Genomic DNA, 12,530 nt, shown 5'->3' on the forward strand with positions numbered 1-12,530 from the left:
CCGGGAGGTAGCCGTGCGCAGCCTGGAGGAGATGGCTCCGCCGATGACCGCGCGCTCGGTCGCACTGAGCCTCCTGCTCGGCTCGCGTCCCCCGCGGCTCGCCGCACGCGACCTGGTCCGGATGGGGGAGAGCTTCGGGGTCGCCGCGCCGTCGATGCGCGTGGCGCTGTCGCGGATGACCGCGGCCGGAGAGCTGACCAGCGTGGACTCCTGCTATGCGCTCGCCGACCGGCACCTCGAGCGCCACCGCACGACCGAGGAACGGATCAGCCCTCGGCTGCGCCCGTACGACGGCCGGTGGACGATGGCCGTCGTCGTCGGCCGCGGTCGGGCGGCCGACGCTCGTTCCGCGCTGCGGCTGGACCTCGCAGAACGACGTTTCGGCGAGCTGCGCGAGGGCGTGTGGCTGCGACCGGACAACCTCGAGGCCCCGCCGCCGGACGACGAGGACCTCGAGATCCTCTCCGCCCGGCCGCAGCGGCCGGTCGCCCTCGCCCGCGCGGTCTGGGACCTGCCGACCTGGGCCGGCGAGGCGCAGATCCTGCTCGACGCCCTCGACGGCGACGCCGACCCGGCCGTCCGGTTCAAGGCCGCGGCGGCGACCGTCCGTCACCTGCGGACCGACCCTGCGCTGCCACCCGAGCTCGCGCCGGGCGGCTGGCCCGCCGAGCGGCTGCGTGCTGCGTACGAGACCTATCGTGCCGACCTGTCGGGGATCGGTCGCGACGATCCGGACCACGACCGCGAGAAGGAGCCCGCATGATCACCCACGAGGTCACCAACCAGGTGCCGCTGCTCGTCGGCCACGACGTCGCCGACTCGCCCGTCATCGACGCCGCGCTGCGGCGCGCCGGCGCAGACGCGGCCCTCGAGGAGGTCGGCGAGGTCGGTCGTGCCGCCGGCAGCGCGCGCGCTCTCGAGCTGGGGGACCTGGCCGAGGCGCACCCGCCGGTGCTGCGCACGCACGACCGCTACGGCAACCGCGTCGACCGGGTCGACTACGACCCGGCCTACCACGAGCTGATGCGGACGGCGGTCGGCTTCGGGATGCACGGGTCCGCGTGGGCGGACGACCGGCCGTACGCCCACCTGGTGCGGGCGGCGAAGTTCAGCATCTGGCAGACGGTCGACGCCGGCCACGGCTGCCCGATCTCGATGACGTACGCGTCGGTGCCCGCGCTGCGTGTCGACCCGCAGGTCGCCGCGCTGTACGAGCCGCTGCTCGCCACCCGGACCTACGATCCGGAGCTGCGGGTCCCGGCCGACAAGCCCGGTCTGATCGCGGGCATGTCCATGACCGAGAAGCAGGGAGGATCGGACGTCCGGGCGAACACCACGACCGCGACGCCGCAACCGGACGGGACGTACCGCATCGTCGGGCACAAGTGGTTCACCTCGGCGCCGATGTCCGACATCCTGCTGACGCTCGCCCAGGCCCCCGGCGGCCTGACCTGCTTCGTGCTTCCGCGCGTGCTGCCGGACGGCACGCTCAACCCGATCCGGCTCCAGCGTCTCAAGGACAAGCTCGGCAACAGGTCGAACGCCAGCAGCGAGATCGAGTACGAGAACGCGACCGGCTGGCGGCTCGGCGACGAGGGGCGCGGTGTCCGGACGATCATCGAGATGGTCAACATGACGCGGCTCGACTGCACGATCGGCAGCGCTGCCCTGATGCGGCAGGGCACGATGCAGGCCGCCCACCACGCTGCGCACCGCGCGGCGTTCGGCAGGACGCTGATCGACCAGCCGCTGATGCGCAACGTCGTCGCGGACCTCGCCGTCGAGGCGGAGGCGTCGCTGGGGGTGGCGCTCTGGCTCGCCTCGCTGACCGACGCCGCGCTGGCCGGCGACGAGCGCGCCGCGACGCTTCGTCGGATCTCGCTCGCGGTCTCGAAGTACTACGTCTGCAAGCGCGGTCCGGTCCACGCCGCCGAGGCGATCGAGTGCCTCGGCGGCAACGGGTACGTCGAGGAGTCGCGGATGCCGCGGATCTACCGTGAGGCGCCGTTGCTGTCGATCTGGGAGGGCAGCGGCAACGTCGCCGCGCTGGACACGCTGCGGGCGATCGCCAAGGAGCCCGAGACGTTGGCGGTGCTGTTCGACGAGCTGGGGTCCGTGTCCGGGACGGACCCGCGCTTCGACGCGTTCGTCGGTGAGCTGAAGCAGCAGTTCGCCGACCAGGCCACGCTCGAGCTGCGCGCGAGGACCGTGGTGGGCCGGCTCGCGCTCGGCCTGCAGGGTGCACTGCTCCTGCGTGACGGCCACCCGGCGGTCGCCGACGCGTTCGTCGCGAGCCGGCTGGCGGGGCAGTGGGGGACCGTTCTCGGGACGCTCCCGAGCGGGCTCGATCTCGCGCCGATCATCGAGCGGGCGACGCCGAAGGTCTGAGGCGGTGTCCGGCGACGTCGACGGTGCCGCGGTCCGCCACCTGGTGGTCGACGCGGCCAACGTGGTGGGGTCGCGACCCGACGGCTGGTGGCGTGACCGCGCGGGTGCTACCGAGCGCCTCGCGGCTCGCCTCGATGTGCTCGCGCGCGGCGCCGGCTTCCCGATCACGCTCGTGGTCGAGGGTCGTGCCCGCACGATGGACCCCTCGGTCGCGCCGTCGATCGCGGTGAGCGCGGCGGCGGGCATCGGCGACGACGCGATCGTCTCGCTCGTCGCGGCCGCCGCCGATCCGGGCGGCGTCCTCGTCACCACCTCCGACCGCGGCCTCGCCGACCGGGTGCGTGCCCACGGCGCCTCGGTGCGCGGCGCGCGGTGGCTGCTGGACCGGCTGGACGAGGCCGAAGGCGTGGCACGGTGAGCGTGGACGGGCCGCGTGGTGGCCTGCTCGTCCTGGTCTCCGGCGGCACGGCGACCATGAGCGGAGTCGGCGGCCTCGCGGTGAGCGCCGACGGCGTGGGGGTGCTGCAGGCGGTGGCGGAGCGGTTCGCCGACGAGCACGGCACCAGGGTGGGGGTCGAGCTGGACCCGCCGATGCGCGACAGCGCCGAGATGACGCCGGACGACTGGGACCGGTGGCGACGCCGGATCGGGGTCGCGCTGGCCGACGGCGTCGGGGTGGTCCTGGTGCACGGCACGGACACCATGGCCTACACCGCCGCGGCGCTGGCGTACGCGCACGCCGACGCGAACGGACCGGTCGTGCTGACCGGTTCGCAGCGCGCGGCGACCGCGGCCGGCAGCGACGCGGCCGGGAACCTCCGTCACGCCCTGGAGATCGCGGCCACGGGGACGCCGGGGGTGGTCGTCGCGTTCGCGGGGCGCGTCCTGGCGGCGGCGACCGTGTGGAAGCGATCGACGACGGACGTCGACGCCTTCGACGGACTGGCCGGGCGCAGCACGCGGTCCCGTGCCGTCGTCCCATCGTTCCAGGGGTACGACGCGTCGCGGGTCGTCGAGATCGCGACCGTCACCCTGGGACGGTGGCACGACCAGCTCGACTGGGCCCACCGGCCCGACGGCGTCGTGCTGCGGGTGCTGGGCAGCGGGACGGCGCCGGCGGACCCCCGGGCGCACGCCCGGCTCGAGGCGCTGCGGCGCGACGGCGTCCCGGTCCTCGCGGTCAGCCAGATCCCGGGGGCGCTCGTGGATCTCAGCCGGTACGAGGCCGGTCGCGGTCTGGTCGAGGCGGGGGTCGTCTCGTGCGGCGCGATCACCGCGGAGGCCGCGTACGCGAAGCTGCACTACCTGCTCGGCTCGCCGGGCGCGCGCGAGCGGCTGCGCAGCCTCGTCACGACCGACCTGGTGGGGGAGGCCCGCAGCGCTCGGTGACGCGGTGTCGCAGCCGGCGCGGTGGGACGAGGTCAGGTCAGCGTCGCCGTGTCGATCACGAAGCGGTAGCGCACGTCCGAGGCCACGACGCGGTCGTAGGCGGCGTCCACGTCGTCGGCGCCGATCGTCTCGATCTCGGCGCCGATCCCGTGCTCGGCGCAGAAGTCGAGCATCTCCTGGGTCTCGCGGATGCCGCCGATGTTCGAGCCGGTCAGGATCCGTCGCCCACCGACCAGGGAGAACACCCGGAGCTCCTGCTTGTTCTCCGGCAGGCCGACGTAGACCATCGCGCCGTCGAGCTTGAGGGTCCGCAGGTACGCGTCGAGGGGGAGGTCGGCGCCCACGGTGTTGAGCACGAGGTCGAACGAGCCGGCGAGGCGCTTCAGCGTCTCGCGGTCACCGGTCTCGTAGGCCTGCGCGCCGAAGCGCAGGCCGTCGTCCTTCTTCGACAGGGTGTGCCCGAGCACGGTCACCTCGGCACCGAGCGCGCTGGCGATCTTCACGGCGAGGTGGCCGAGCCCGCCCATCCCCACGACGGCGACCCTCCGACCCGGGCCGGCGCCCCAGCGCACGAGCGGGGAGTACGTGGTGATCCCGGCGCAGAGCAGGGGCGCGGCGACGTCGAGCGGGAGCGCGTCGGGGATCCGGAGCACGTAGGCGGCGTCGACCACGATCCGGGTCGAGTACCCGCCGTACGTGGGGGTGCCGTCGGCCTCGCGCCCGTTGTACGTCACGACCGCGCCGCGCTCGCAGAACTGCTCCTCGCCGGCCACGCACGGGCCGCAGACGCGGCAGGAGTCGACGAAGCATCCGACGCCGACCCGGTCACCGACGGCGTGCGCGGTCACCGCGTCCCCGACGGCGCTGACCGTGCCGGCGATCTCGTGCCCGGGGACCATCGGGAACGTGGATCGGCCCCACTCCTCGCGGGCCTGGTGGATGTCGGAGTGACAGATCCCGGCGTACGCGATGTCGATCAGGACGTCGTTCTCGCCGAGGTCGCGGCGCTCGATCGTGGTGCGCTCGAACGGTGCGCCGGCGGATGCGGTGGCGAGAGCGGGGACGGTGACGGGCATCGGGTCTCCTTCGGATCGGGTCCGTGGGCGAGTCTGACAGAGCCATCTGACGGGACCGGGACGGGGCATGTTCGAAATGTCCGAATGAAACCTTGATGTCCTTGACCCTGTCGACGACGCACGCTGAGCGGAGGCCAGATCCCTCACGAGAGGAACTCCGCGATGACTGCACCGACCCGCTCCGGCGCGTACAGCGCCACCGAGACACCTCAGACGCCCGCCCCTCCGCCCACGACGCCCACGACGCCGGTCCAGCACGGGCAGCCGCAGCGCGGCGTCGCCGTGATCCCGTCCTCGTCGTTCAAGTCCGGTCGCTTCGGCCGGATGTTCCGGCACCTGCCGGTCTTCGAGCACACCGCCGCCGACATGGCCGCGCTGGCCCAGCGGATGGTGGAGCCCGCCGGCCCGCCGGCCGCCGAGAACCCCGACATCCCGTCGGGCTACACCTACTTCGGCCAGTTCGTCGACCACGACATCACCTTCGACCCGGTCTCGAGCCTCGCCCGCCAGAACGATCCCGACGCGCTGCACAACTTCCGTACACCGCGCTTCGACCTCGACTCGGTGTACGGGCGGGGCCCGGGCGACCAGCCCTACCTGTACGACCAGTCCGGGGCGGTCACGAAGATGCTCCTCGGGGAGGACGTCGGGGTGGTGCCGGGCGTCACCAGCGGCGCCGGCCCCGACCTGCCGCGCAACGCGCCACGCCAGCGCCACGGCGAGGAGGTGTTCTTCGGCCGCGCGCTGATCGGAGACCCGCGCAACGACGAGAACACGCTCGTGTCCCAGCTGCACCTGACCATGCTGCAGTTCCACAACCGGGTCGCCGACGTGGTGGCCGCGACGACGCCGCTGACGGGTGACGACGCGTTCAAGGAGACGCAGCGTCTCGTGCGCTGGCACTACCAGTGGGTCGTCGTGCACGACTGGCTGCGCCGGATCGTCGGGCAGGCGGTCATCGACGACATCCTCCAGGAGCAGAGCTGGGTCGCCGACGCGGCCGGAAGCACGATCTCGCTCGTGAAGCCGACGTTCCGGTTCTACGACCCCAGCCACGACGCGTACATCCCGGTGGAGTTCTCCGTGGCGGCGTACCGGTTCGGCCACTCGATGATCCGGGGGCGCTACCACATCAACGACTTCGTCCGGGACCAGCGGGGAGCGGCGAACCCGATCCCGATCTTCGGTCCCGAGGTGCCGCCCGACGAGCTCGAGAACCTCAACGGGTTCCGGCGGCTCCCACCCCAGTGGGCCGTCGAGTGGAAGTTCCTGGTCGACATGCCCGGGGCCGACACCAGCCCGGCGGCGTCCCTGCCGATCGACACCCAGCTCGCGCGACCGCTGGCCGACCTGCCGGCGTCGGTCGCGGCCCACCCGCCGCACGCGCTCGCCGAGCGCAACCTCCAGCGCGGCGTCGCCCTCGGGCTGCCGGCCGGCAGCACCGTCGCCCGCGCGATGGGCGTCGAGCCGCTCGACGCGTCCGCGCTCGGGATCACCGACCTCAGCGACGACGTGCAGATGCATCCGCCGTTGTGGTTCTACATCCTGAAGGAGGCCGAGGTCCTGGCCGAGGGGAAGCGGCTCGGGCCGGTCGGCGGGCGGATCGTCGCGGAGGTGCTGCTCGGGATGCTCGCCCACGACCCGCTGTCGTACCTGGGCGTCGAGCCCAACTGGCGGCCGATGGCTCCGATGGCGCGCGACGACGGGTCGTTCGACCTGCCGCAGCTGATCCGGTTCGCGAAGGAGACCTGAGTCGGCTTCACCGGTCCGTGGCCGGCCGTCGAGCCGGCCACGGGTCGGTGAGCGCCGCAGCGACGGCGGCGTCGTCCAGACCCGCCTCGTGCAGAGCGGCGACCTCACGGTCGTTGCGCCCGACCGGGAGGTCGCCGTTGCCGAGGTCGGTCCCGTAGAGCACGCGGCCGCCGACGGCGTGGAAGCGCCGCAGGTTGTCGAGGGCACGCGCTCGGGCGACGGGGATGCCGCGATGGATGTCGAGCGTGGAGATCCACCGCTGCCCGGACGATGCCAGCCGAGCGACGAGCAGGTCGTCGACCCGTTCGGTCCACGGCGTGTGGGCCAGGACGTCGACGCCGGCGTCCGCGGCCGACCGTACGGTCGTCGGGCCCTCCACGTGCGCCACGACGTCGACGTCGTGCGCGTGCGCGGCCTCCACCACCGCATGGACGACCACCGGCTCGGGCACCGGCCCGGCGTCCGCGTTGAGGGCGAGCTTGACGCAGGAGGAGCCGAGCCCGACCTGCTCGGCGACGGCCTCGGCGGCGTCGGCGGCCGAGCGCACGATACGGGCCGCACCGGGTGGGCACCACGTCCGGGTGCTGGGATATCCGCCTGGCACCGTGAGGAACGCGCCGGCGTAGTGCACGCGGGGGAGCCGGTCGTCGTCACGAGCGCGTGCGGCGAGGTCGCGCAACGACTCGGGACGACCGCCGAGGTCGACCACCGCCACCACGCCCCCCTCCGGCATCCCGGCCAGGTCGACCAGCTGGGCGTGCACGTGATGGTCGACGACGCCGAGGAGCCGGGCTCCGCCGAGCCCGGCCGTCACCCGGACGACCCGATCCGGGTCCGGACCTCGAACAGCTCGGGGAAGAACGTGAGGTCGAGCGCCCGCCGCAGGAAGGGGACGCCGCTGGACCCGCCGGTGCCACGCTTGGAGCCGATGATGCGCGACACGGTCCGCAGGTGCCGGAACCGCCACAGCTGCACGTTGTCCTCGAGGTCGACGAGCTCCTCGCAGGTCTCGTACGCCGACCAGTTCGCGTCGGCGTCGGCGTAGATCGCGGTGAGCACGTCGGCGAGGTCGTCGCGGTACGTCCAGGCCTTCGTGACGTCGCGCCCGAGGACGTCGGCCGGGATCGGGTAGCCCGACCGGGCGAGGAAGCGGAGGAACTCGTCGTACAGGCTCGGCGCCACCAGCAGCCGCTCGAGCTGCGCGCGGTGGACCGGCTCCGCGTCGAAGACCCGGAGCATCGCGGCGTTCTTGTTGCCGAGCACGAACTCGACGGCGCGGTACTGGAACGACTGGAACCCGCTGGCGTTGCCGAGCACGTCGCGGAACTGCGCGTACTCGGTGGGGGTGAGCGTCGCCAGCACGGACCACTGCTCGGCCAGTGTGCGCTGGACGTGCTTGACCCGCGCGATCCGCTTCAGCGCCGGCCCGAGGTCGTCGGTGCGCAGCAGTGCGCAGGCGCTCTCGAGCTCGTGCAGCACCAGCTTGAGCCACAGCTCGGTGGTCTGGTGCTGGACGATGAACAGCAGCTCGTCGTGGTGCTCGGGGCTGCTGAGCGGTCGCTGCGCGGACAGCACCGTGTCGAGGTCGAGGTAGCCCGCATACGTCATCCGGTCGCTGAAGTCGGTGACGACCTCGGCCTCGAGCGCGCGGGTGTTGTCGCGGACCCCGGTGAGATCCTGCTCCCGATCCTGGTCGGCCGGCATCGTGCTCCCTCCGCTCGCCTCGTCTCCGACCCTACTCGTGCTTCGCCCACCGCTCGCCGGTCCGCGACGACCCTGGGTCGGTGCGGACCGCGTCCTGGTCCGCACCGGGTCCGCACCGGGTCCGCACCGGGTCCGCACCGGGTCGGCTCAGGGGCGGCGGGGGTTCGTCCCTGATGCGCGCGGGGGTGCCGGTCGAGGATCGTCGCGGTCATGCTGCTCGTCGGCCGGGGCCAGCTCGTCGACCCACGGACCCGGGGTGCGTCTCCCGCGAGGGGTGCGCGCCGCCGGATCGCCGTCGGTCGCGAGCTCGTCCTGCTCGCCCTCCTGTACGCGGGGTACAGCCTGACCCGCCTGCTCGCGGACGACGACCTCGGGTCCGCCCGCGCCCGCGCCGACGCGATCCTCGGGATGGAGTCGTGGGCCGGGGTCGATGTCGAGGTCTGGACGGTCGACCTGGTGATCGCCCATCCCGCGGCCGCGGTCGCCGCCTCGTTCTGGTACGCCACGACGCACTACGTCGTGACGGCGGCGGTGGTGGGCTGGCTGCTGCTGTGCCGACCCGACGCGTACGTCCGGTTGCGCCGGACCCTCGTGCTCGCCACCGTGGCCGCCCTCGGGTGCTACCTGCTGCTGCCGACCGCGCCGCCCCGGCTCACCGGCGGCTACCACGACGTGCTCGCGACGACCTCCGGCGTCGGCTGGTGGGGCACGGACGCGTCCGCGCCGGAAGCCTTCGCGGGGTCGACCAACGAGCTCGCGGCCTTCCCGTCGATGCACGCGGGCTGGGCGCTGTGGGTCGCCCTCGTGGCGCTGGAGGTGACCACGTCGCGCGCCGTGAGGGTGGCGGCCCTCCTCTACGCGCTGATCACGGCGGTCGTCGTGGTCGCCACCGCGAACCACTGGGTCCTCGACGTCGTCGTCGGTCTGGTGCTGGTCCTCCTGGCACGCTCCGTCGTGGTGCACCTCGACCACCGCACCGCGGGCTCGTCGGCTCGGGGGCGTCGGGAGGCGCGCGCACGCTAGGCTCCGCGGGTGGACGAGGTCGTGTTCTGGGGCGTGGTCGCAGCGCGTCTGCTGCTGCCGCTGGCGATCTTCAGGTACCCGCTCCCGGCGATCATCGCCTGTCTGCTGCTCGACGGCGTCGACCAGACGGTGTTCCAGACGTTCACCGACCTCGACCTCTCGAACTACCAGAGCTACGACAAGGCGCTCGACGTCTACTACCTCGCGCTCGCGTACGTCGCGACGATGCGGAACTGGACGAACCCGGCCGCCGTCGCGGTCGCCCGGTTCCTGTTCTTCTACCGCCTCGTCGGCACGACGATCTTCGAGCTGGCCGGCGGAGACGACCGGTGGCTGCTGCTCGTCTTCCCCAACACCTTCGAGTACTTCTTCATCTTCTACGAGGTCGTCCGGCTGCGATGGGATCCGGCGCGGTTCTCGATGCGGTGGTGGGTCGTCGCCGCCGCCGCGATCTGGGTCGTGGTCAAGCTGCCGCAGGAGGCCTGGATCCACGTCTTCCAGCTCGACCTCACCGACACGATGCGTGACGTGCCGTGGTTCACGCCTGCGCTCGTCGCCGCGGTCCTGGCCGGGCTCGCCGTGTTCTGGTTCGCCGTCCGCCCGCGGCTGGACCCGCCGGACCATCCGTGGCAGGTCGCGGCGCCGCCGCTCCCGGCCGAGGTCGACGAAGCACGCGAACGCGCGGCGCTGCGGGTCGCCCGCGGCAAGGTGTTCGACACGTGGCTCTACGAGAAGATCGCGCTGATCACCCTGGTGAGCGTGATCATGGCGAACATCATGCCGAGCGTGACCGCGACGCCGTGGCAGATCGCCGTCAGCTGCGCGGTCGTGATCGCGCTGAACTCCGTCGCCGGTCTCGTCAACGCACGGCGCGGCGGTGGCTTCGACGGTGCGTTCGCGACGTTCGTGGCCCTGTCCGCCGCGAACATCGCGCTCGTCGTCGTCGCGGGCGAGCTGATGCCCGGCGACGAGCGCTTCTTCCGCAGCACCGGCTTCTTCTTCGTCTTCCTGCTCGCCCTGATGGTGACCGTGTACGACCGGTACCGCCCGGTGCTCGAGGTGCGCAGCAGCGCGTACGAGGCGGGCGCGAGCGCGCGGCGGGACTAGCCGCGGCCGAACTGCCGAGGACCGAACGCCGGGGTCTCGCCCTTGGCGCCGGCCTTCTGGGCCGCTGCGGTGTTCTTCGCGCGGAACATCGCCAGCTGCAGCCGCCGCTCGATCGCGAACGCCGTGCGCACCCGCGCATGACGCGTGCGGTTCAGCAGCGACTTCGTCGCGGCGACCGAGTCGGGCGAGCGGGTCAGGATCGCGTCGACGAGGTCGCGCGCCGGGACGGCCGGGTCGTCGGCGACTCCGGTGGCCAGCCCGTACCCGTGAGCCGTCGTGCCGTCGATCACCTCGCCGGTCATCGCGAGCCGGCGGGCGACGTCGCCCCCGACGAGCTCGCGCAGGCTCGCGGTGCCGCTCATGTCAGGCACCAGACCCCACTTGGCCTCGAGGACGGACCACTTCGCGTCCGGCGTGGTGAAGCGGAAGTCGGCGGCGAGGGCGAGCTGGAGCCCGGCGCCGTAGCAGTGGCCGCGCACGACCGCCACGACCGGCACGGGGAGCTCGCGCCACGTCCAGCAGGCGTGCTGGAAGAGGTTCTGGCCGCTCAACGGGTTCGGGACGAAGCCGCGCCACATCCGGGTCCGGTCCGACATCACCGAGCCGAAGTCCAGGCCCGCGCTGAACGACCGGCCCTCGCCGGAGAGCAGCACGGCCCGCACGGAGCGGTCGGCGCGGATGGTCCGGGAGACGGCGATCAGCTCGTGGAGCAGCGCCAGGTCGACGCCGTTGAGCTTGTCGGGTCGGTTGAGGCGGACCGAGGCGATCGGGCCGTCGATGTCGAGCAGGACGCGAGGGTCGGACATGCGCACCAGGTTACCGGTGGGTAGTCGGACGTGGGCGGTCAGGCGCCGACGACCTCCGCGATCGCGTCGACGGCGGTGTCGAGCTCCTCCTCGGTGATGACGAGCGTCGGCGCCACGCGCAGCGTCGAGCCGTGCGTCTCCTTGCACAGCACGCCGCGCTGCATGAGGGCCACCGCGGCCTCACGTCCGCTCAGACCGCCCGGCGCGATGTCGACACCCGCCCACAGACCCCGGCCCCGGACCTCGGTCACCCCGTGCCCGACCAGTGCCGAGAGCCGCGCGTGCAGGTGCTTGCCCAACGTGGTGGACCGCTCCTGGGGCTCGCCGGTCTCGAGCAGCGCCACTACCGCCCGACCCACCGCGCAGGCCAGGGGGTTCCCGCCGAACGTCGAGCCGTGCTGACCCGGCTGCAGCACGCCGAGCACGTCGGCGCGACCCACGACCGCCGAGATCGGCACGATCCCGCCGCCGAGGGCCTTGCCGAGGGTGTAGAGGTCGGCGCGGACCTGCTCGTGGTCCAGCGCCAGGACGGTCCCGGTCCGGGCGAGGCCGGACTGGATCTCGTCGGCGATCAGCAGGCACCCGGCGTCGTCGGCGATCCGCCGCGCTGCGCTCATGTAGCCCTCGGGCGGCACGATCACACCGGCCTCGCCCTGGATCGGCTCGAGCAGGATCGCGGCCGTGCGCTCGTCGACCGCGTCGGCCAGGGCCTCCGCGTCACCGTAGGCGACCCGCACGAACCCCGGCGTGTAGGGGCCGTACCCGCCGTAGGCGTCGGGGTCGTCGGAGAACGAGACGATCGTCGTCGTTCGGCCGTGGAAGTTGCCGCCGGCGACGACGATCGTCGCCGAGGAGTCCGCGACGCCCTTGACGTCGTACGCCCACTTGCGCGCGACCTTCACGGCGGACTCCACCGCTTCCGCGCCCGTGTTCATCGGCAGCACCATCTCGGTCCCGGTGAGCGCGGCGAGCTCCGCGCAGAACGCTCCGAGCTGGTCGTGGTGGAACGCGCGCGACGTGAGCGTCACGCGGCCGAGCTGCTCGACCGCCGCAGCCAGCAGCGCAGGGTGGCGATGGCCGAAGTTGAGCGCGGAGTAGCCGGCGAGCAGATCGAGGTAGTGACGGTCCTCGACGTCGGTCACCCAGGCGCCTGCCGCCTCCCGGATCACGACGGGGAGCGGGTGGTAGTTGTGGGTGCTCCACCGCTCGTCGAGGGCGATCAGGTCCGCTGATGTCATGCGCGTCATACGACAGGCTAAGCACGGGCACGCAGCTGGTCGCACCC

The 12,530-nt window shown here is 72.8% G+C and carries 12 protein-coding genes; 7 read left to right on the forward strand and 5 right to left on the reverse strand.

The window, feature by feature from the left end; translation table 11 throughout:
- Positions 1-31 precede the first annotated feature (31 nt).
- From CLV56_RS14245 to CLV56_RS14260, 4 genes are read left to right on the forward strand one after another with little or no spacing between them, the layout of a single operon-like run.
- The gene (locus CLV56_RS14245; protein ID WP_100415478.1) at positions 32-763 is read left to right on the forward strand and encodes a PaaX domain-containing protein, C- domain protein; all 732 of its coding nucleotides are present in this window, start codon (positions 32-34) and stop codon (positions 761-763) included.
- A complete protein-coding gene (locus CLV56_RS14250) occupies positions 760-2,388 on the forward strand; it encodes an acyl-CoA dehydrogenase family protein (RefSeq protein WP_039361785.1) in 1,629 nt (542 codons plus the stop codon). Before CLV56_RS14245 ends, CLV56_RS14250 begins: the two co-directional genes overlap by 4 nt.
- 4 nt (positions 2,389-2,392) lie before the next feature.
- On the forward strand, positions 2,393-2,806 hold the full coding sequence (locus CLV56_RS14255) for an NYN domain-containing protein (protein ID WP_211288153.1): 414 nt from the start codon (positions 2,393-2,395) through the stop codon (positions 2,804-2,806).
- Positions 2,803-3,777, forward strand: coding sequence for an asparaginase domain-containing protein (locus CLV56_RS14260; protein WP_157805175.1), 975 nt, complete (start codon positions 2,803-2,805; stop codon positions 3,775-3,777). Before CLV56_RS14255 ends, CLV56_RS14260 begins: the two co-directional genes overlap by 4 nt.
- Before the next feature lie 32 nt (positions 3,778-3,809).
- Here the strand turns inward: CLV56_RS14260 and CLV56_RS14265 are convergent, their stop codons facing one another.
- Positions 3,810-4,853, reverse strand: a complete 1,044-nt coding sequence (locus CLV56_RS14265) for an NAD(P)-dependent alcohol dehydrogenase (protein WP_039361788.1) — start codon at positions 4,851-4,853, stop codon at positions 3,810-3,812.
- A gap of 162 nt (positions 4,854-5,015) precedes the next feature.
- Between CLV56_RS14265 and CLV56_RS14270 the strand changes: the two genes are divergently transcribed.
- On the forward strand, positions 5,016-6,605 hold the full coding sequence (locus CLV56_RS14270) for a peroxidase family protein (RefSeq protein WP_100415183.1): 1,590 nt from the start codon (positions 5,016-5,018) through the stop codon (positions 6,603-6,605).
- A 7-nt stretch (positions 6,606-6,612) separates the two neighbouring features.
- Here the strand turns inward: CLV56_RS14270 and CLV56_RS14275 are convergent, their stop codons facing one another.
- On the reverse strand, positions 6,613-7,419 hold the full coding sequence (locus CLV56_RS14275; RefSeq protein WP_100415184.1) for an amidohydrolase family protein: 807 nt from the start codon (positions 7,417-7,419) through the stop codon (positions 6,613-6,615).
- A complete protein-coding gene (gene kynA / locus CLV56_RS14280; protein ID WP_100415185.1) occupies positions 7,416-8,309 on the reverse strand; it encodes a tryptophan 2,3-dioxygenase in 894 nt (297 codons plus the stop codon). The genes CLV56_RS14275 and kynA overlap by 4 nt, the downstream gene beginning before the upstream one ends.
- Before the next feature lie 210 nt (positions 8,310-8,519).
- On the opposite strand from kynA, the gene CLV56_RS14285 reads away from it, so the two are divergent.
- Complete coding sequence (locus CLV56_RS14285) at positions 8,520-9,332, forward strand: phosphatase PAP2 family protein (RefSeq protein ID WP_100415186.1); 813 nt, start codon at positions 8,520-8,522, stop codon at positions 9,330-9,332.
- A 9-nt stretch (positions 9,333-9,341) separates the two neighbouring features.
- A complete protein-coding gene (locus tag CLV56_RS14290; protein WP_039361791.1) occupies positions 9,342-10,439 on the forward strand; it encodes a hypothetical protein in 1,098 nt (365 codons plus the stop codon).
- Here the strand turns inward: CLV56_RS14290 and CLV56_RS14295 are convergent.
- Entirely contained in the window at positions 10,436-11,245 is an 810-nt protein-coding gene (locus tag CLV56_RS14295) for a crotonase/enoyl-CoA hydratase family protein (protein ID WP_039362169.1), read from the reverse strand. The two genes, CLV56_RS14290 and CLV56_RS14295, sit on opposite strands and share 4 nt — an antisense overlap.
- Positions 11,246-11,283: 38 nt before the next feature.
- Complete coding sequence (gene rocD / locus CLV56_RS14300; RefSeq protein WP_039362172.1) at positions 11,284-12,483, reverse strand: ornithine--oxo-acid transaminase; 1,200 nt, start codon at positions 12,481-12,483, stop codon at positions 11,284-11,286.
- Positions 12,484-12,530 lie beyond the last annotated feature (47 nt).

Source organism: Mumia flava (assembly GCF_002797495.1).
Lineage (GTDB): Bacteria > Actinomycetota > Actinomycetes > Propionibacteriales > Nocardioidaceae > Mumia > Mumia flava.